Here is a 17,059-nt window from a genome sequence, read left to right on the forward strand (position 1 = left end):
TCCTATTGAGCAAGACCGGTCTGGCCCGGTGTCGCGCCAGCCGGACAGCCCAAACGGATGGCACCGCGCCGTCCCATGATGACATGCCAGACGGAGCGGGCGCAGGCCTTGGCCGACCGGGCACTGATGATCGGAACCAGATGCCCGTCCGGGGTGAAAGTGAACCCGATCCGCCGGCGGGCGAGCGCACGCGCCACGAAATAGGTGAAACTCACGCCGAGCAGGGTCCCGGCGATCACGTCACTTGGAAAATGAGCCCCGACCATGACCCGGCTGAAGGCAATCCAGAAAGCCGCAACCACAATGAGCCACCGGTAACTGGGGAATATCAACGCGAGCGCCGCCGCGAGCGCGCCAATCGTCGTTGAATGCCCGGACGGAAAACTGGTGAAGTCACTGTCGAGCGCCATGAAATCGAAATAAACGGGGCCCAGTTCCTCGTAGAGCTTGGGCCTCGCCCGCCCGAGGGACCATTTGAACACGATCGCCAGGATGCCGGTCGCCGCCACGGTGAAGAAGATGAACCCGGCATAGGTAAAAAGGACCCCAACCGTCATCCGCAGACGGAAAATCAGTTTTTCCGCATCCAGCGCCAGCAGGAAGAGACAGATCAGGCCGCTCGACCACAGAATCCAGTGGGCCTTGCCAAGATCCGTGAACGCATTGAAGGTCACCCAGTACTCGCCAGGCAAGGATCGAATCCACGGATAGGCGGGAATGTCGAATGCCAGAACCGCGATTCCGACCGTCAAGATGAGCACCGCCAGAATATCCTGCGGTCTCTGGCCCGGCCGCAGGGGATCGCAATAGCTGGCTGCCCGGCCCTTACGGTGAGAGATGGTTTGCCGGACACGGCGCATGTTGGCGCGCATTCGGGACGCAACGGTCTTCGCCGTTTCCAAAAGCCCAGTCTTGGTCTGCCGGCCTTCGTTCATTGCCCACCTTGTCTCGACGCATTGGTTGGTTGAGCGAGATAAAGACCGATATCGACTTGATCTCCGCCATTGATGTTGAGGCCCTGTACATTGCCAGCGGTCCTGGTTTCAAGACCGGCGGCCTCGGCAGCCTCCAAAAACGCCGCCTTTTCCCGGCTTTCTATGGCAGCAATGCGGCAGACGCCCGCGTCCAATCCCTCTTGAAGAAACTTCACCGCTTCCGCGTGATAAAGGATCCTTGTTCCGGTTCCTTGCAGGAAAATAAAACTGGGTTCGTGAAAACCGCGGATGGCGACCTGCGGGTCCGGACAGTCCGGGACCGCGTCAATGGCGGCTGCGAGACGCGGGCTTACCCAGATTGGCGTCAAGGCAGGCCCAACGAACCCCCAAAAGCCAACCATCATGAAGGCGCCGGCGGCAAGACTGGTGGCCACAGCCTTCATCGGCAATTCGCGCAGGATCTGGGAGGAGGCGGCAAGGGCCAGCACGGCCGCGATGGCTGACAGGACGGCGCCGGGCGGCGACGGCCATACCCCGAGCACAAAGGGACCCGCGAACGCCGCGATGGCGACCCCCACAACGGGCACCGCAAGCACGACGGCGGCGATCCGCCTCAACCCCTTTGAGCCAGCCGTTCCGGCCCCGTCGACCAGGGCAGCGGACACCGCGAGCGCCAGCGCAGGCAGGATTGGCATGGTGTAATGGGGAAGTTTGGTCGCAACCATCTCGAACACGACCCAGGTTGGCACAAACCAGGCGGCGGCGAAAACAACGAGCGGGCTTTTCCGTTCCCGCCAGATAGCCGGGGCCGCCAACAGCGCAAAAGCTGGCAGCGGCCAGAACACCGCGAACATGGCGGCCAGGTGGGTGAGTGGCGGCGCGCCGTGGCTTTCTTGCCCTTCCCCGATCTTTCCGATGAGATCCCGGCCGATGGCTTCGGCGAAAAACGCCCCGTCGGTTGCCAGGCCGATGGCGATGAACCAGGGGCTCGCCAAGGCGAGCATCCAGACTAATCCCAGAACCGGCGTGGCCGACTTGACCCACCGCCAGGAACGTCCGAGCAACATCAACCCGGCGACCGTGAAGCCGACCACCATCGGGCCGACTGGCCCCTTGATCAGAATGCTCGCCGCAAGCGAGGTCCACAGCACGAAAGACAGCCCCCACAAACGGCTTTCACCGTGGGTCAGCCAAATCCGGGCCAATGCCCCCTGGGCGAGTAGAATGGTCAACAGAAGCGCGGCGTCTGTTTTGGCCAGCCGCGCCTCGACACCCAGAATGATCGCAGCCGCCAGGAAAGAGCCAACCAGCAGGGCGCCCGCCGGCCCCATGAACGCCCGAGCAAGCCAGAAGCCCGCCAGTACGGCGAGAACCGCGCTGATCAAAGACGGAAGACGATAGACCCAAAGTGGACTTTGCTCCCCGCTGCCGATGGTCTTGGCCGCGACGGCCTGAAGCCAATAAATACCGACCGGCTTCTTGTGGCGTGCCTCGTCCTGGAACCGGATGTCCACATAATCGCCAGTCTCCAGCATCTGCTTGGTCGCCTGGGTGTAGCGCGGCTCGTCCCGATCCAGTGGGGGAACCGTCCATTGGCCCGGTACGAACATCACAAGAGCCAGGACCAACAGGAACAGCAGCGCGGACAAATCGTGTCCGAATAGCCGGATCCAAAGCGGCTTGTTAGCCGCCGCCCCGGACCGGGCAGGCTGGGTGTCGGCGGTTGCAGCGCTCGTATCCTGATCTGGGTTGGGCGTTTCGGTCGCGCTTTTTTCAGTCATCTGATTGGATCCGGCCTAGTCATTTCGCCACCCGGCCGCCACAGGCAGGTGCGCTGCTTCTCCTACATGAGCTTGCGGAAAAGGGAAACACACTCTTGTCTGCCCGGGTGGGTCCGCTATCGTCCCGGCGCGAACATTCCGGAGACATAACGGTCCATGACCCTGCTTGCCCAAATCACCGATCTTCATCTGCGGCCGCGCGGCCTCGCCTGCTACCGCGTCAGCGATACCAACATGTTCGCCGAACGCGCGGTGCATGCGCTTCTGGCTTTGCCGCAGCGCCCGGACGCCGTTATTGTGACCGGCGATCTGACCGACCGTGACGATCCGCGCGAATATGCGCTCGCCCGAACCCTTTTGGGGCGGTTGCCGATGCCGGTCTATGTCCTGCCTGGCAACCACGACAGTTCGGCGGGCATGCGGCAGTCTCTCCATGATTTTCCCGGGATCGTTGATCTCGAACCGGATCAGGGCAAAATCCACTACACGGTCGACGCCGGGGATCTCCGGATTGTCGGCCTCGACACGCATGTTCCCGGTCAACCCTACGGCGAACTCGGTTCCGCCCAGATCTCCTGGCTTGACCGGGTTCTGGGCGAAACGGAAAGACCCACGGTGATCGCCCTTCACCATCCGCCCGCCGCAACCGGGATCACCCATATGGACGATATCGGCTTGCGCGATACCGAAGCCTTCGCGGCCGCCGTCTCCCGCCATGCCCATGTCCAGCGCATTCTCTGCGGCCATGTTCACAGGCCGATCGTCACCAGCTTCGCAGGAACGATCATGACCCTGGCGCCAAGCACGGCGCATCAAATCGCCCTCGATTTCAGCCCTACCGCTCCGGCAATGTTCAACTTCGAGCCACCGGCCTATTTCCTTCACCAGCTTGGAGAGGGTGGAACGCTGACAACGCATCTGGCCTATATCGAGCATTTCCCTGGCCCCCATCATTTTTTCGCCGACGATGGCGTGACCTGGCCGGGAGATGAAGGCGCATGACAAACACTCGATCGATACCGGTCGTTTCCCGGCGCCTGCTGCTCGTTCTGGCAGGCATCACAGTGTTCACCTCCTGCAGCGCCCTGTCTCCAAGCGGCGACCTCACCGGCGCGGCCGAAATCACCACCGTGCCGGTCGACACCCAGGACCTCTTGCAGATGCTGAATGCTTATCGCGCGGCGCATGCCCTGCCCCCATTGCGCATCGATGGGACGTTGAACGTTGTTTCGCTCAGCATGGCGCGGCATATCGCCGAGCGCGATAGCATGAAAACCCGCGAGCATAGCCCTCAGGGCTTGTCCAACCGGTTGTCCGCTGCCGGATACCCGAACTATGCTGCCGCGGAAAACCTGGGCGCGGGCTATGCGAGCCTTGCGGCCGCTTTCGCCGGATGGCAGGGATCGGATGGGCACGACAAGAACCTTCTGAACCCCTATGTCACCCGGGCAGGCATCGGCAGAACCCGGCGCTCCAACGGCAAATGGCGCAATTTCTGGGTTCTCACCTTGGCCCGGCCGGAAGCTGACGGCAGACCGGTGCTCCGTTGATAAAGGTCAAAAAAAATGGCGGGCAAGAGCCCGCCATAAAGTGGTTTCCAGAGACCCCGAAGGGCTTTGGCAATCGCCAGTGAGACGAAAACTCAAAACTTGAGTAAAGTGCTCATGTTTTAATTACGCCCGGTTTCCAAGCCTGTCAACAGCCGCCTGTTTTCAAAATGGAAACGGACGGGCCTCATAGGCGGATTCGAACGCGGAACGGCGCACCGGATCTTCATAGACGGCGCCGGGATAAAGACGCTTCTTTCCGAAGCGCGCCTCCCATGAACAAAGCTGAGGTGAGACAACCTTCGCACAGGGCACTTTGATCTCGGGATGGGTCGCATCCAGAACCCAAAGGTCGATGCCAGCATCCAGGCAAGTCTCCATGAGGGTTTCGAACGAAAAGACCTGTTCCACCGAGGCCGGGCAAGCCATCGGGACGTGATCAAGACCAAGATCTTCGACAATCGATGTGGTCCGGCCGTAGGCCACCGCCCGCGAAACGCGGGGAGTGTTCCCCCGCGCGCTATCCCGTTGGGCCGCCCAGGTGGTCCATGCCTGGGCCTTTTCCGATTGCAGCATTTCACAGACTGCCGATCGCAAGGCCAGCGCAAAGCTCGGCGCGGCACAAACGCCGAGCGCAGCCATGTAACCGCCGCTGTCGCAAGAGAGGGACACGGCAACCTGCGCCGAAAGATCTGTCTCAAGGCGGTAGAACCGGGTCTGACGGGGCCGGGCTTTCAGGAAATCCGCTAAATAACTGCCCAAATATTTGGCAGAAATACCGGAATCAACCCCACTTATCCACAAGCGGTTGTGCCAGGCGCGCGCCATGGCATCGCGCTCCACCAGTTCCCATGTGGCACGCCGGACCGCTTCTTCAAAGGTGGTATAGACAGCTGCCCCGAGAGTGGAGCCGAAATCCGGCAGACCAGGTTCCCCGAGCGGATTTAGCAGCACACCAAATGCGGGCAATTGCGCTGTCCGCCCGGTCGCCAAATGGCGGACGGTGACCCGCGCTTCGGACAAGCCGTTCCAATCGATCTTGCCATCGGGCAATCGGAAGCCGGCAAAATGCGCGTTTCCCGCCCTGTGTTCCTGGGTTGGACTGAAGCCGAAAAATGGGCCGGCGGCCAGATCCTCAAGGTCGGAGCGGATCGGGAAGATCCGCGGGTCCCGGTTTTGCGGGAGACGGTACAAGCTGAGCCGTTCCGCCATTTCGCCGAGGCACGAGACCGCCGCCGAAACCTTGTCGCGCCCTTGCCCCCCCGCTGGCAACCACGCGGTTTCCATTCCCTTGGAATCGGCATTGCTGTGCGGTGCCTCGATCAACCCGGTACAAAGATGAACCGGCTCATCATCACCCGAGATCCGTTTCAACCTCGGCCGGCGGGAGGCCAGAAGCGGAGCAAACAATGTCAAGGTCTCATTCGAAAGCGTGAGCGCGGGCAGATAATTCTCGCCAGTCCGCCGCAGCAGGCCCACATCCAGAAGGCCGCTCAGGCACACCTGAGCTTCCGGCACTTCCCTTTGGGAAGGCACATCGAACATCTTGAAATAACCATATTGGTCCAATGCAATCGTCATAGATATTACTTCCCAGACAGAAATAGCAACCTGTAATTTTAACAATGACGAAACATACAAATACCCTTGATCATCGCCGCCAGTCAAAACATTCTCACCCTGCGTGGCAGGTAATAGACAAATTGATGCAGTAAATCAGCGTTTTTACTTGCCGCACCTCACAGATCGAAATCAACACGGAGAGCGGCCATGACAAGTATCCAAGACACCGAAACCATGTATCAGGTGGCGGAGAAGTTCGCGTCCATCGTCGAAAATGACCAGATGCGCGCTCAATTCGTCGGGAACCCGGCCGGGACACTCCCCGAGGCGGACCTTCCCAAAGACCTGACTGTCTATGCCGACACGGCGGACATGGTTCACCTGGTCGTGCCGGCGGCAGTCGACATGGACCGCATCGCCGCCCGGGACGAATCCTATTTCGAAGAACTAGGCAGAGCTGCCTTGGGCTTTTGTGCGTACCGCGATCTGCCAATCCCCGAGTGATCGATCACGGCCGCCGGCATCGCCGGCGGCCCGACCAGTTTTGGAGGCCCCATGGCCCGGTTCCCGTACTACCAAAACAACGTCAAGGACCTCGGACGGCTGCTCGCTCAAGCCTCAGTTGACCCGGAGTTTTATTCCATGCTCCACGCCGATCCGCAGGCGGCTCTTGCCGAAATCGGTTTGCCTGAAGAGACCGTGGCACTGATCAGCTTCAAAATCGTGAAAGCAGAGACGGACGCCCGTTCGATCACCCTCCCCTACAGGGTCGACAAAACGAAAATCAGGGGACGTGACCTCGCCTATCTTTCAGACATTTCCAAAGCCTTATCGGGCCACGGACCCAACTGAGCCTGTCAGCTGGGCACAGTCGGCAAATGGGCAGGTACCGCAAAGCCAATTCCCTCGTCGAATGCAGGGCCTCGACCATGCGCCTTGTGAACCCGCGTTGCCCTAGCCGCCGCGCACGACCGCCTCACGCACGCACAAGGCGCCCTGTTTGAAGCGCTCACGGACAAGCGGATCTTGAAAAAAGCAGATCCGTTCATCCCAGGGGTGATGAGGTTGAAGAAAAAACTCTTTCTTCTTGAACAAGTCCTTGTTCCGCTTGCGGTACAAGTCGAGCACAGACCCGATTTGATCCCCACGGTCCAGCGCGAAAAGACAGGCGACCCGGATAACAACGCCGATCAGTGTGCTGTTTGGCGCGCGCTCGATGTAGTAAAGAGCGGTCTCGTACTCACCATTTGCAAAATATATATTCGCAAGATACTCGTAAAAGACGCGGGGCAAACTGGATTTGATGGTTTGCGCCTTATCCGCGTAATATCTTCCCCCTTCCACATCGCCGGCAATGGAAAGACCTTCCGCGACCGACATCAGGTTCTCGGGCTCAAGAGAGCTCAAACGCCCAGCCTCTTCGAATGCCCTGCGCGCTTCCGGGTAGTGACCGGATTGCAAAAGAGCCCAGCCCATCATCCGCTGATTCATGGACTGCCAAGGGTCAAGACCAACGGCCTTTTCGGTGAGGGCAAGCACGGAAGCGACATCGACCATCTCGGCGCCCGACTTCGAAGGAAAATGCAGCCGATGTTTCATGTGGGATGAGGCCCTGGCCGCGTAAATGGGCGAAAAACTGGAGAACCGGGTTTCCAGATCATCCAGCATCCTGGATGCCCGTTCCTCCGATTCGGGTGTGAAATCCCACATGAGCCGGGAGACTTCACACCAGGTTGAAAAAGCGCTGGGCTTTGCCAGACTGCGGGCCGGGTCTTGAAGATGCGCCTGAATACGCCGGATGGCCTGTGCGGCGGAAACACGCACCTCCCCAGGCTTGGCCAGCATCTCATCCTCGAAAATGTCATGGAACAGAATACGGCCGCTGACCCGGTCCTCGAACTGGAAATAGACCCGCCTTTGCTCGTCATCATATCGAACGCGCAACATGTAGGTTCCGGCCCCCGGATCATCGACCCGGGCAAGGTTGGCGGACCCGGTGTCCAGCTCGACATCCGCCTGAAACAGGTCGACCATGCGCAAAGCCGACAGGCCCGCCAAAACTTCATCCCTGAGCGACGTGGCCGACCTGCTGCGTGAATTGCCCAGCCCCAAGGACGCAATCGAGACATGCGGCAGGACCATGGTTTCCGATACGTGCGCCCCGGTCTTGAACTGCGCCTGATCGGTGACCGGCGTCTTGGAACCGTTCAATTCTGGCAGGTTCTTTGGAATATCCTGCAACAAAGCCCGGGTTTCCGGTTCGGGTTCGGCATCCAGAAGCATTTTGAGTTCACGGGCACATGTCTTGTACTGTGCCACCGCCAACTCGCGTTGGCCGGTTTGCAGAAAGTGCCGGATGAGCACCCGGTGGGCCACTTCGGAGGAGGGGTCGATGGTGAGAAGAAACTGCGCACCAGCCTCCCTAAGACCGTCGGACCGCCGTTCCGGGTGATCGATCCGCCGCATCACATTCGCGGTGATCCAGGAGCACAACCGTTCACGATCAAGACGCAGCCAATCGCCGAAATTCGGATCTAGACTATCGAAATTACCGAGAAACTCGCCCCGCCATAGCCGCCGCGCATCCTCAAAGTCGGCTCTGCCGCCACGCAGGACCAATGCTTCAATGGTGTCAATGTCCAGTTCGAAGGCATCAGGATCGATCGAGACAAACTGGTTCCGCGCTTCGAAGAACGGCTTGCTGATATGCTTCTCGAGCGTCTTCACCTGCCGCAAGGCTTGCCGGAGGGACTGGGAAGCCCGTTCACGCGGAGCCTCACTCCAGAACACGTCCGTAAGCTCTTCCCGAGACACGGTATGGCTTGGGCTTCGGAGGAGATAGACCAGAAGCGCCAGAGACTTGCGGGTTTTCAATGTCACCAGGCCACCCGGTTGGGCGAAGAGGTTAGGCAGCCCAAGGCATTGAAGATACAATTGTCTTGTCATACAGATTGCGACCCAGCTTTACTTGGATGGCCGGGCCCCGCGAAGGGTCTGATCCGATCCTGACCGGCATGTTGGTTGCACGGTTGCCCTAGAAAACCTGCTATAAGAGTATCACGGTAATTTCACGGCTTATAGGGACTGTTTCTCCAACAAGAAGCCAAACAGCCGTTTGAGAGTAATCTGTAACACGGTGGGACCCAATAATGACCAGTACACGCGAAAAGCACACGCTCCCCTCTCTTGAGGCGGAAGATGCACAAGACAGCTTGAAGCGCATGATCTATTTCACCAAGCGGGAAGCCGAAAAGGATGGGCGTTCATTTTGCGCCTACTTCCTGGAAATGGCCCTGAACGCGCTCGAGGAAGACTCCGAAGAAATCAACGAGGCTGTGCGGTCCAAAATTGTCCGCCTGCCAATCGCTCCACAAGACAACGCCAGAAGCGCCTGATTCGCCGGGCGATCGGCAACAGCCTATCGGCCTACACGGACGGCCTTGACGGACGGCCTGGGGCACTTGTACGGAAGAGATGCATCGGCCGGGTTTGCGCACCAAGAGGCGTCCCGGCCGTTTTTCTGTGGACCCAAGCCCAAAAAACTGCCAGCCGCGCAACCAAAACGCAGCGGAAGAACTCGGTTGTCAGCACCGCAAGGGTTTGGAAAGGTTATGTCCGCCGCGCCGGTCAGACAAAACCAGATATCGACACGGGCGCTGTGTTCGGCAGAAAACAAATCACATTTCGGCGCACTTATGTTCAAGGTGCAACAGAGATAAAAGCTTCAACATTTCAATAATTTAATGAATTTTTGGCGACCCCGGCAGGATTCGAACCTGCGACCATTCGCTTAGAAGGCGAGTGCTCTATCCAGCTGAGCTACGGGGCCAGCTCCGGCGGAAGTTCTAGTTCAGCCAAGCGTTCGAGGCAACAGCATCTCTGCCCGAAATCTCTGGCCGGTTTCAAGCCATCCACCCCGACAGGACATATCCCGAGAGGCGGCGCTTTTCAGCCAAATCAAATCTGAGGTGTCGGGCGCTTGTTCAACTGCAGGACACGGGGTCTTTCCGGCCAATACATCGACGCTTCGCTAATGGGTCCAGGGCGCGCGACGGTTGAACTTGAAGTTGTCCGCGTAAGCGGCGCCGCGCACCTTCCGGTCATTGGAGGCATCGACGCGATGGGCGATTCCGTTCCGGCGGGCATAGGCGACAGCCTCTTCCATCGTCTCAAAATAGAGCCGGATCTGCTGTTTCATGTCCGCCGAGGAGGTATATCCCATCAAAGGCTCAATGCCCCGCGCCATTTCCGGCTCATAGTCGAGCACCCAGCGCTGCGTTTTTGCCTTGCCGGACTGCATTGCCGTCTTGGCAGGTTTGTAGATACGAGCGACCATGCCGTTGTGCCTTCTGACGTTTATCGCTGAGCGTGGTGTGTTGCGTCGGTTTTTCGATGGTTTTGCGCCCATGTCAATACGCAATGCGGGGCGTGCTGGCCCAACGCACCTCTAAGGCAACGGTTTACCACGCGGCGAAGTGCCCCCTTCCCTGTCCGCAGAGTTGAGTTAAAGTGTTGCGTATGCCACCGATTGCAGACTGGCAATCCCTGCGAAACTGTCCGGGCGGATAGGCCCAGCCTTTTGCCACCCAACGTGACCAAAGCCGATGCACATGCCCTTCCCATTCGACCGAAACGCCTATCATCACGAACATGAGCGCCCGAGGAATGAACGGCTTGTGTTCTTGAGGTCGGAGGCGGAAAGGCTGCAATTGGTCGACATGTGGGAAATGATCCTGACAGCCGACTACCAGGTGAGCGATATTGAAAAACTGGATTACGAGCGGCGCGAGGAATTTCTTGATGTGATTGAGCTTCTCGTGAAAGCATTCGACGCGTAGTTATAACCGCCACCCGAGGACCGCCGCCGTGCCAGTTGCCACTCAAAGGCCCGTTTTCCAGGAACTTGGAACCCAGACCATCGAAAAAGGTCTGGCCGATCCACTGTTGTCGGCTTTTTACGAGAGCATGATGTCCAGTGCCAACCTCGTGACGGACAAGTTGCGCGAACATATGCCCTACCTGAGCCTGTGCTCGGACAAGCTTGTTGGATGCGGGCCGCCACCGATATTCTATGTGGGGCGCCGGTCGAGCCAGAGACGGTTGTTCGGCGATGAATGGGCCCAACAACTCGGGCAGGCGCTGACCACCCCGGATCCGGATCTCGAATTTGCGTCTGCGGACGGATACCGTGCCGCGCTTGCCGGCAAGCCCTATTACGGCTACGCCCGCACCACCTTGCATTTCGAGAGCGGCCCGGTCGATATTGCTTTTGAGCGCCTGATCATGACCTTGAAACCTACGCCGAATTCGAACCGCCGGTTCTGCGCCTATTTTGGCGTTATTCAGGATCTTCAGGATCTGCGCTAACGATTGTCCGGGCAAGACCGATCAGATCCTGGCGTGTGGCATAGACCAACCAGTCGTCGGGACGAACATGCTCCGGCGGCGCGATCCAATGGGTGCCGCGCGGCACGAATCGCCGGTATCCCACCCGGATTCCGAATCCCTTCTCGGCGTTGCGGGCCGCCATTAATCCATAAAGGTAGTCCGGCGACCATTTCAGGAGGGAAACCAGAAACCCGAGCTGGGTCAAGGCCTCGGCCAGCCCCTTCCCTCTTGCGTCGCGCCGCAGCCAAAGATTGCCATGGTAGACGATCCGGCCCCGCATGAAGAATGCGTCATGGGCATGATCCTCCCCGAGTTGCGCTTGGTTCGATGGATCGACGAACATCCGTCTTTGCTGCTGCTGCCAGAACTCGCCCAAGCTTCGGTCCTTGAGGTTTTCCAGTTTGGCGGCCTGGACCGAAACCGGCTCGCCCGCGCGGTCCCACGCGCCGATCCAAAATGCCGAAGAACCGTGGAGATCGAAGAACCGGCTTGAAAAATCTTCCATCAGATACCGGTCTTCCGTCGCGCGGACCGTATCCTCGAAATACTCGAAATCGGTGCTTTCGCGCATGCTCAGCCCGGAGGCACGAATACGATCATACAAGCGGGCAATGGCCGTTGCGATTTCAAGCGTCACCTCACTGTCGTGATTGACCGGGACCACAGCCTGCCTTTTCCTCCAAAGCCTTGACGCCAAAAGAATCTCACCGGACGTGCAAGATGAACGGGTTACAGCTTCAGGAAAAGCCTTTATGGACCCGGTGCACATGAAAAAAGTGACAAGGTGAATGCAATCGTAAAAAGCTCAAAAACCGAAAACAATCAAGGCGTGCAGGGGCACATCGCTAGCTTCAACGCCTGGGCCGATCAAGATCGGGCAGGAATGGCCCAAAGACCCGCGGCGGATGGACTTGAAGTGGCATTGGGCTCTCAACGGGGCCGCTTTCCTGGCCCGCGATCCAAGACCCAATCGGTCCAGAGCCGCGATGGGCGCCGACGTGCGGGCACCGACGGCGAACGGAAGTCAATGAGAAGGAAGAAATGGTCGGGGCAGCAAGATTCGAACTTGCGACCCTCTGGTCCCAAACCAGATGCGCTACCAGGCTGCGCTATACCCCGATGCCTTGATTTGCCCGGGTTTAAAGGCCCGGGCAGGCGCCGTCAAGGGAGAACAAAGAGTGAAATTCTGGCATTTACGGACAAAGGATGACACAGGAGTACCGAAATAGTCCCGAAATCCGTTCCTGACATGTTCCAGATCAAGCGCAAATCGTGATGCGCATTATTTTGCGCACTCGCTTGACATCGCAGCTACAATGCGTATATATATACGCATAGCGGGGAACGAGACGCATGGAAACCAACAGCCGCAAGATCATCAGGAAGCTGGAGCAAGACGGCTTCGAACTTGTGAAAATCGCCGGCTCTCACCACAAATTCAAAAAGGGCAACCTGACCGTTACCGTGCCTCACCCAAAAAAGGATCTGCCGCTCGGCACCGTGCGGAGCATCTACAAACAAGCCGGATGGCTCTAAGCGAGGACAAGACCATGCGTTACTACATCGCCCTTGTGCATCAGGACGGCCAGAGCGCCTTCGGTGTTCAGTTTCCGGATGTTCCGGGCTGCTTTTCCGCCGCCGATGACATGAACGACCTGATCGCCAATGCGTCGGAAGCCCTCGCCCTTCATCTGGAAGGCGAGGGCCTGCCCGATGCCCGGCCGCTGGATGCGCTTCGGACCGATCCGGAGATTGCAGAAGAACTTGCGCGCGGCGCCTTTCTGGTCGCCGTGCCATACATCTCCCTGACAGGACGGACCGTCAAGGCAAACATCACCATGGACGCAGGATTGAAGGAAGCGGCAACCGCCGTTGCAGACGCACGCGGCCTCACCCTCTCCTCTTACCTCGCCGACCTCGCGCGGCGCGATATTGCAGGCAAGTGATGCAGGTGGGTTGGCGGATGGCCGGTTGACGCAGCGTTGGCGCGCTGCCGATCCCCCGCGTCACCGGGGAACCACGGATCATGGGTGAAGACCGCAAGCTGCTGACCTGGCGCCGGACTTGGGCCGACACGCCAAATGACGGGCTCGGCATACATCCGGACTGGCCGGACCTGAAAGCCAGGGTTTATCGACAGCCGGGCGGAAGCCGGTGGCTGTGGTTCGTCAATGAGATCGCCTTCATCGGGCGCGGGATCGAGGACAGCAATGACGCCGCGAAGTCCGCCGCAGAGGATGCGGCTGCCGCGTGGATGGAACGGCGCTAGGCGCCCCTCTAAATTTGGGTTGCAGATATCCGAACAAACTGCAACCTTTGAATTTAAAGAGAACTCACTTAAAACCTGCAGAAGCAATGGGGCTTGCAGTGCATTCTGATCTAGACAGCTCTCTCTCTACCTCGGCGGCCTACTCGCCGCCCTTGTTGCTCTGTCGAAGTTGCTTTTGGAGATCGGTGAGCGCCTGCATAAAGTTTGGATCAGTTATAGGACACATAAATCGAAATACATCATTTTTCCAACCGCTTCTAACATCGCACGTTACGGAGGGGTTTCAACCATTGAACAAAAAAAACGAACGTCAATCCATTCTTAATAGACAGATCAAAGCAGAGGTATCCCGTATTTATGTAACTATGATATGCTTCTGCTTTATCTTTACTATCATATGTTCTCGGATTTTATACTTTGCTGGGGTTTCCGACGGAATGCGCTAAAAGGGCATGCTCATCGGTCATCCAAAAACTAAAACATCAGAGAAGCGCATTTTTGATAAGCTTTATCAGACCCGCCGCCGCAACAGACTATGCTGCCCTATACCTTATCACTCCGAAACTCCGGAGCCCGCCCTGATCGATGGAGACCGGACCGCAGCCCCTTCCGCGATGCCTTTCTGGTCGGCAATTCCGGCGAGCACTTCCAGAACGTAAAGCGCGGGGCCGCGCGATGGGATAATCTCCTCGGAAAAAGGCGTCGTGGATTTGGCGATATGGCCGATCCTGCCGCCGCTCCGGATGAAGACGATGTCCAGGGACAACGGCGTGTTCTTCATCCAGAAATGCCGCTCGCCTTCATTTTCGAACACAAAGAGCATCCCATGGTCTTCCGCCATGTCGCGGCGGAACATGAGGCCCCGCGACCTGGCCTCTGGCGTCGCAGCCACCTCCACGGTGAACTCAAGCGGCCCGTCCGCCGTTTCGACAGTCAACACCTCGGTCGGCAGGTCAAGCGGCAGCGGATCCAGCGCACGGACGGGCTGCATCCATCCATGCCCCGCCACGAGGACAAGCGCAAAAACTTGCAAGAGAACCATCCGAAAAAGCGTCATGGGCCAATCCTGCGTGTATGAATTGGCACACCATGCCCGCATTTTTACCATGGGTCCAGACCCCAGACCCCAGATCCAAGGGCGTCCTGTCCGTAGCCGTTCGCGGGTTAATCCCTGTCAGGTTGAGGCGGCACACTCCAGCCTGAAGGCTGGGCGGTGCCCGCACTCTCAAATCGGAAGAGCAGGTTTTCGCGGCTCGATGGATTAAGTATCAGCTTCATCTTGTCAGAAGAAGCCCGGCGGACGCCGCCCAAGGCATTCCTCGGACACATCCTTTAAAAGCCAGCCGTTGCAGCGTTTAGTGGGATGCGGGGATATGGGTTCCGCTGCCGATCGGGCGGATTTCCGCAGCCATCTTGCCCTTGGGCCCGGTCCCGAAACGAACGAGCACTTCCTGACCCGGACGCAGTTCGGCAATCCCGAACCGGCGGAGCGTTTCCATATGAATGAAAATGTCTTCCGAATCTTCGCCCTGGGTCAGAAAGCCGAATCCCTTCACCCGGTTAAACCATTTGACGGTGGCCTTTTCGAACCCTGTCTCGGGCACAACTTGCACATGCGTGCGGGAGGGCGGAAGCTGAGAGGGATGCTGAGCCGTCGATTCGTCCATCGACAGGATCCGGAAGGCCTGCAGCCCGCGGGGCCGGTCGAGCACTTCGCAAACGACACGCGCACCCTCATAGGCGGTTTGGTAACCGTCCCGCCGAAGACACGTCACATGAAGCAGGATGTCCGTTTCGCCGTTGTCGGGCACAATGAAACCATACCCTTTTCCAACATCGAACCACTTGATCGTTCCGGCGATCTCGAAGACATCAACGGCGACATCGTCCGCTGCGGTTTCGAGTGCGCGGGCATCCGTTGCGGTTTTAACCCCCATAGCCAAATGTCCCGTGTCTGATCCGCACCAAATGTCAGCAAATGGCAAGCGACTCACCGACTGACTGATTCCTGAAGAAAAGGATAACATCCGCACCAAAGTCGAGAAGGATCTTTCTGGCGCTAACCACAGCCCATTTTCAGCCGGTCTCAGCTCAAACCGGAACACCGGCGAAGGATTCGGCGATCGGCGAACGGATGAGCATGTTCGCCAGGGGGTCGAGCGGTGTTTCTTCCCGATTGACAATCACCAGCTCCGCGCCCGCGTCGGCGGCCATGGCCGGCAAGGCCGCCGCGGGATGAACAAGCAGCGACGACCCGATCACGATAAACCGGTCACACCGCAGGCTGGCGGATGCAGCGCGGGACAGCTCGGCTTCCGGCATGGACTGCCCGAAACTGATAACCGCCGCCTTCAACAACCCGCCGCAAGCCTCGCAGCACGGACTGCGGCCGGTTTCATAGTGCGCACGCAAAGGGGCAATCGGTGCCGGCTTGCCGCAAGACAGGCATGTCGCGTAGGTGCTGTTGCCGTGGATTTCGATCAGGCGGGCCTCAGGTGTTCCGGCGCGCTCATGGAGCCCGTCGACATTCTGGGTGATGAGCAAATCAATCAGGCCTTCCCGGGCCAATCGGGCCAACGCGAGATGGGCGGCATTGGGTGTTGCGCGTTCAAAGAAGTCCAGCATTTCGAACCGCCGCTGCCAGTCTTCCAGACGGGCGTCTTCGCGCGTGAGAAAGTCCTGATATTGAACCGGCTGCCGGGTTGACCATATGCCGCCGGGAGACCGGAAGTCGGGAATGCCGGACTCCGTTGAAATGCCGGCGCCTGTCAGAACAAGGGTGCGTTCCCCGACACCGGCCTCGAAAAATGCCTTGAGAAAGGTTTGCGCCTCCCCGGAGGCTGTGATTTGTCTTGGCATCGAAATCCTTTACCGGACCTCCGGTCCGTTCATTTGAGACCAGGGACACACCATGCGCTATCTTCATACAATGGTCCGCATCTCCGACGTGGACGCTTCCCTCGATTTTTATTGCAACAAACTCGGGATGAAGGAAGTCCGCCGGCACGAGAGCGAACAGGGCCGGTTCACGCTGATCTTTCTCGCTGCGCCCGAGGACGAGACGGCCGGACGAGAGAAAAAGGCCCCCCTTCTGGAGTTGACCTATAACTGGGACCCGGAGAGTTATGACGGCGGCCGCAACTTTGGCCACCTCGCCTTCCAGGTTGACAATATCTATGAGCTTTGCGCCAGCCTTCAGGAAAACGGCGTGACGATCAACCGCCCGCCGCGCGACGGCTATATGGCCTTTATCAAATCGCCGGACGGCATTTCCATCGAGTTGCTGCAAAAGGGCGATCCCCTCGAGAAACAGGAGCCCTGGGCCTCCATGGCCAATACCGGGAGCTGGTGACCAACGCAGCGTGGAAAAAGAGGCCGGATCCGCCCGGTCTCTTTTTTTAAACAAAGCTCTTGCGGGGCAAATCAAACCCGCATATAAGCGCCCCCACGACGCAGACGCGTCGACCGCGCGCCCATCGTCTAGCGGTCTAGGACGCCGCCCTTTCACGGCGGAAACACGGGTTCGAGTCCCGTTGGGCGTGCCAATTTCCCCAAGCTTCCACAAGTCGCGAAATT

The 17,059-nt window shown here is 58.8% G+C and carries 20 protein-coding genes and 3 tRNA genes; 12 read left to right on the forward strand and 11 right to left on the reverse strand.

Annotation, left to right across the window (positions count from 1 at the left end; all coding sequences use genetic code 11):
- Window positions 1-2: 2 nt before the first annotated feature.
- The gene (locus F0184_RS08285) at window positions 3-935 is read right to left on the reverse strand and encodes a phosphatase PAP2 family protein (protein ID WP_172972041.1); all 933 of its coding nucleotides are present in this window, start codon (window positions 933-935) and stop codon (window positions 3-5) included.
- Window positions 932-2,716 carry an ArnT family glycosyltransferase gene (locus F0184_RS08290; RefSeq protein ID WP_150495705.1) on the reverse strand — a complete coding sequence of 595 codons (1,785 nt, stop codon included), beginning with the start codon at window positions 2,714-2,716 and terminating at the stop codon, window positions 932-934. The genes F0184_RS08285 and F0184_RS08290 overlap by 4 nt, the downstream gene beginning before the upstream one ends.
- 156 nt (window positions 2,717-2,872) lie before the next feature.
- Between F0184_RS08290 and F0184_RS08295 the strand changes: the two genes are divergently transcribed.
- Complete coding sequence (locus F0184_RS08295; RefSeq protein WP_150495706.1) at window positions 2,873-3,718, forward strand: phosphodiesterase; 846 nt, start codon at window positions 2,873-2,875, stop codon at window positions 3,716-3,718.
- Complete coding sequence (locus F0184_RS08300) at window positions 3,715-4,266, forward strand: CAP domain-containing protein (protein ID WP_150495707.1); 552 nt, start codon at window positions 3,715-3,717, stop codon at window positions 4,264-4,266. The genes F0184_RS08295 and F0184_RS08300 overlap by 4 nt, the downstream gene beginning before the upstream one ends.
- A gap of 162 nt (window positions 4,267-4,428) precedes the next feature.
- Here F0184_RS08300 and F0184_RS08305 read toward each other — a convergent pair whose 3' ends face one another.
- On the reverse strand, window positions 4,429-5,844 hold the full coding sequence (locus F0184_RS08305; RefSeq protein ID WP_150495708.1) for a YcaO-like family protein: 1,416 nt from the start codon (window positions 5,842-5,844) through the stop codon (window positions 4,429-4,431).
- A gap of 189 nt (window positions 5,845-6,033) precedes the next feature.
- Between F0184_RS08305 and F0184_RS08310 the strand changes: the two genes are divergently transcribed.
- A complete protein-coding gene (locus tag F0184_RS08310; RefSeq protein ID WP_150495709.1) occupies window positions 6,034-6,330 on the forward strand; it encodes a hypothetical protein in 297 nt (98 codons plus the stop codon).
- 51 nt (window positions 6,331-6,381) lie between these two features.
- On the forward strand, window positions 6,382-6,678 hold the full coding sequence (locus tag F0184_RS08315; protein WP_150495710.1) for a hypothetical protein: 297 nt from the start codon (window positions 6,382-6,384) through the stop codon (window positions 6,676-6,678).
- 102 nt (window positions 6,679-6,780) lie between these two features.
- Here the strand turns inward: F0184_RS08315 and F0184_RS08320 are convergent, their stop codons facing one another.
- Window positions 6,781-8,706, reverse strand: a complete 1,926-nt coding sequence (locus tag F0184_RS08320) for an AfsR/SARP family transcriptional regulator (protein WP_172972042.1) — start codon at window positions 8,704-8,706, stop codon at window positions 6,781-6,783.
- A gap of 269 nt (window positions 8,707-8,975) precedes the next feature.
- Here F0184_RS08320 and F0184_RS08325 point away from each other — a divergent pair, with 269 nt between their 5' ends.
- Entirely contained in the window at window positions 8,976-9,221 is a 246-nt protein-coding gene (locus F0184_RS08325) for a hypothetical protein (RefSeq protein ID WP_150495712.1), read from the forward strand.
- Window positions 9,222-9,578: 357 nt separating this feature from the next.
- Here the strand turns inward: F0184_RS08325 and F0184_RS08330 are convergent.
- A tRNA-Arg gene (locus F0184_RS08330) sits at window positions 9,579-9,655 on the reverse strand.
- A gap of 201 nt (window positions 9,656-9,856) precedes the next feature.
- Window positions 9,857-10,162, reverse strand: a complete 306-nt coding sequence (locus tag F0184_RS08335) for an ETC complex I subunit (RefSeq protein WP_150495713.1) — start codon at window positions 10,160-10,162, stop codon at window positions 9,857-9,859.
- Between the two features lie 274 nt (window positions 10,163-10,436).
- Here F0184_RS08335 and F0184_RS08340 point away from each other — a divergent pair, with 274 nt between their 5' ends.
- Together F0184_RS08340 and F0184_RS08345 are read left to right on the forward strand one after the other, a co-directional pair.
- Window positions 10,437-10,664, forward strand: coding sequence for a hypothetical protein (locus F0184_RS08340; protein WP_150495714.1), 228 nt, complete (start codon window positions 10,437-10,439; stop codon window positions 10,662-10,664).
- A 28-nt stretch (window positions 10,665-10,692) separates the two neighbouring features.
- The gene (locus F0184_RS08345) at window positions 10,693-11,193 is read left to right on the forward strand and encodes a hypothetical protein (protein WP_150495715.1); all 501 of its coding nucleotides are present in this window, start codon (window positions 10,693-10,695) and stop codon (window positions 11,191-11,193) included.
- On the opposite strand, the gene F0184_RS08350 is transcribed toward F0184_RS08345, so the two are convergent.
- Both F0184_RS08350 and F0184_RS08355 read right to left on the reverse strand, forming a co-directional pair.
- Window positions 11,165-11,878 (reverse strand): hypothetical protein, encoded by a 714-nt coding sequence (locus tag F0184_RS08350; protein ID WP_208998383.1) that lies wholly within the window; start codon window positions 11,876-11,878, stop codon window positions 11,165-11,167. The two genes, F0184_RS08345 and F0184_RS08350, sit on opposite strands and share 29 nt — an antisense overlap.
- Window positions 11,879-12,256: 378 nt before the next feature.
- A tRNA-Pro gene (locus F0184_RS08355) sits at window positions 12,257-12,333 on the reverse strand.
- Between the two features lie 234 nt (window positions 12,334-12,567).
- Between F0184_RS08355 and F0184_RS08360 the strand changes: the two genes are divergently transcribed.
- From F0184_RS08360 to F0184_RS08370, 3 genes are all read left to right on the forward strand, one after another.
- Entirely contained in the window at window positions 12,568-12,750 is a 183-nt protein-coding gene (locus F0184_RS08360) for a type II toxin-antitoxin system HicA family toxin (protein ID WP_150495717.1), read from the forward strand.
- Window positions 12,751-12,764: 14 nt separating this feature from the next.
- Window positions 12,765-13,160: a type II toxin-antitoxin system HicB family antitoxin gene (locus tag F0184_RS08365; RefSeq protein WP_150495718.1), complete on the forward strand. Its 396-nt coding sequence runs from the start codon at window positions 12,765-12,767 to the stop codon at window positions 13,158-13,160.
- Between the two features lie 80 nt (window positions 13,161-13,240).
- Window positions 13,241-13,483, forward strand: coding sequence for an ATPase (locus tag F0184_RS08370; protein WP_150495719.1), 243 nt, complete (start codon window positions 13,241-13,243; stop codon window positions 13,481-13,483).
- A 553-nt stretch (window positions 13,484-14,036) separates the two neighbouring features.
- On the opposite strand, the gene F0184_RS08375 is transcribed toward F0184_RS08370, so the two are convergent.
- The 3 genes from F0184_RS08375 to F0184_RS08385 all read right to left on the reverse strand — a co-directional run bounded on the left by F0184_RS08375 (window position 14,037) and on the right by F0184_RS08385 (window position 16,342).
- On the reverse strand, window positions 14,037-14,540 hold the full coding sequence (locus F0184_RS08375; protein WP_172972043.1) for a DUF192 domain-containing protein: 504 nt from the start codon (window positions 14,538-14,540) through the stop codon (window positions 14,037-14,039).
- Window positions 14,541-14,838: 298 nt separating this feature from the next.
- Entirely contained in the window at window positions 14,839-15,420 is a 582-nt protein-coding gene (locus tag F0184_RS08380; protein ID WP_150495720.1) for a cold-shock protein, read from the reverse strand.
- Between the two features lie 154 nt (window positions 15,421-15,574).
- Entirely contained in the window at window positions 15,575-16,342 is a 768-nt protein-coding gene (locus tag F0184_RS08385; RefSeq protein WP_150495721.1) for an SIR2 family NAD-dependent protein deacylase, read from the reverse strand.
- Window positions 16,343-16,394: 52 nt separating this feature from the next.
- Between F0184_RS08385 and gloA the strand changes: the two genes are divergently transcribed.
- A complete protein-coding gene (gene gloA / locus F0184_RS08390) occupies window positions 16,395-16,835 on the forward strand; it encodes a lactoylglutathione lyase (protein ID WP_150495722.1) in 441 nt (146 codons plus the stop codon).
- A 117-nt stretch (window positions 16,836-16,952) separates the two neighbouring features.
- Window positions 16,953-17,028, forward strand: a tRNA-Glu gene (locus F0184_RS08395).
- Window positions 17,029-17,059: the final 31 nt, after the last annotated feature.

Source organism: Roseibium aquae (assembly GCF_008711285.1).
Classification (GTDB): domain Bacteria; phylum Pseudomonadota; class Alphaproteobacteria; order Rhizobiales; family Stappiaceae; genus Roseibium; species Roseibium aquae.

Excerpts from the sequence above, each read along its gene's own strand:
- F0184_RS08285 (WP_172972041.1), bottom strand. The coding sequence starts at position 935 with ATGAACGAAGGCCGGCAGACCAAGACTGGGCTTTTGGAAACGGCGAAG.
- F0184_RS08290 (WP_150495705.1), bottom strand. The coding sequence starts at position 2,716 with ATGACTGAAAAAAGCGCGACCGAAACGCCCAACCCAGATCAGGATACG.
- F0184_RS08295 (WP_150495706.1), top strand. The coding sequence starts at position 2,873 with ATGACCCTGCTTGCCCAAATCACCGATCTTCATCTGCGGCCGCGCGGC.
- F0184_RS08300 (WP_150495707.1), top strand. The coding sequence starts at position 3,715 with ATGACAAACACTCGATCGATACCGGTCGTTTCCCGGCGCCTGCTGCTC.
- F0184_RS08305 (WP_150495708.1), bottom strand. The coding sequence starts at position 5,844 with ATGACGATTGCATTGGACCAATATGGTTATTTCAAGATGTTCGATGTG.
- F0184_RS08310 (WP_150495709.1), top strand. The coding sequence starts at position 6,034 with ATGACAAGTATCCAAGACACCGAAACCATGTATCAGGTGGCGGAGAAG.
- F0184_RS08315 (WP_150495710.1), top strand. The coding sequence starts at position 6,382 with ATGGCCCGGTTCCCGTACTACCAAAACAACGTCAAGGACCTCGGACGG.
- F0184_RS08325 (WP_150495712.1), top strand. The coding sequence starts at position 8,976 with ATGACCAGTACACGCGAAAAGCACACGCTCCCCTCTCTTGAGGCGGAA.
- F0184_RS08335 (WP_150495713.1), bottom strand. The coding sequence starts at position 10,162 with ATGGTCGCTCGTATCTACAAACCTGCCAAGACGGCAATGCAGTCCGGC.
- F0184_RS08340 (WP_150495714.1), top strand. The coding sequence starts at position 10,437 with ATGCCCTTCCCATTCGACCGAAACGCCTATCATCACGAACATGAGCGC.
- F0184_RS08360 (WP_150495717.1), top strand. The coding sequence starts at position 12,568 with ATGGAAACCAACAGCCGCAAGATCATCAGGAAGCTGGAGCAAGACGGC.
- F0184_RS08365 (WP_150495718.1), top strand. The coding sequence starts at position 12,765 with ATGCGTTACTACATCGCCCTTGTGCATCAGGACGGCCAGAGCGCCTTC.
- F0184_RS08370 (WP_150495719.1), top strand. The coding sequence starts at position 13,241 with ATGGGTGAAGACCGCAAGCTGCTGACCTGGCGCCGGACTTGGGCCGAC.
- F0184_RS08375 (WP_172972043.1), bottom strand. The coding sequence starts at position 14,540 with ATGACGCTTTTTCGGATGGTTCTCTTGCAAGTTTTTGCGCTTGTCCTC.
- F0184_RS08380 (WP_150495720.1), bottom strand. The coding sequence starts at position 15,420 with ATGGGGGTTAAAACCGCAACGGATGCCCGCGCACTCGAAACCGCAGCG.
- F0184_RS08385 (WP_150495721.1), bottom strand. The coding sequence starts at position 16,342 with ATGCCAAGACAAATCACAGCCTCCGGGGAGGCGCAAACCTTTCTCAAG.
- gloA (WP_150495722.1), top strand. The coding sequence starts at position 16,395 with ATGCGCTATCTTCATACAATGGTCCGCATCTCCGACGTGGACGCTTCC.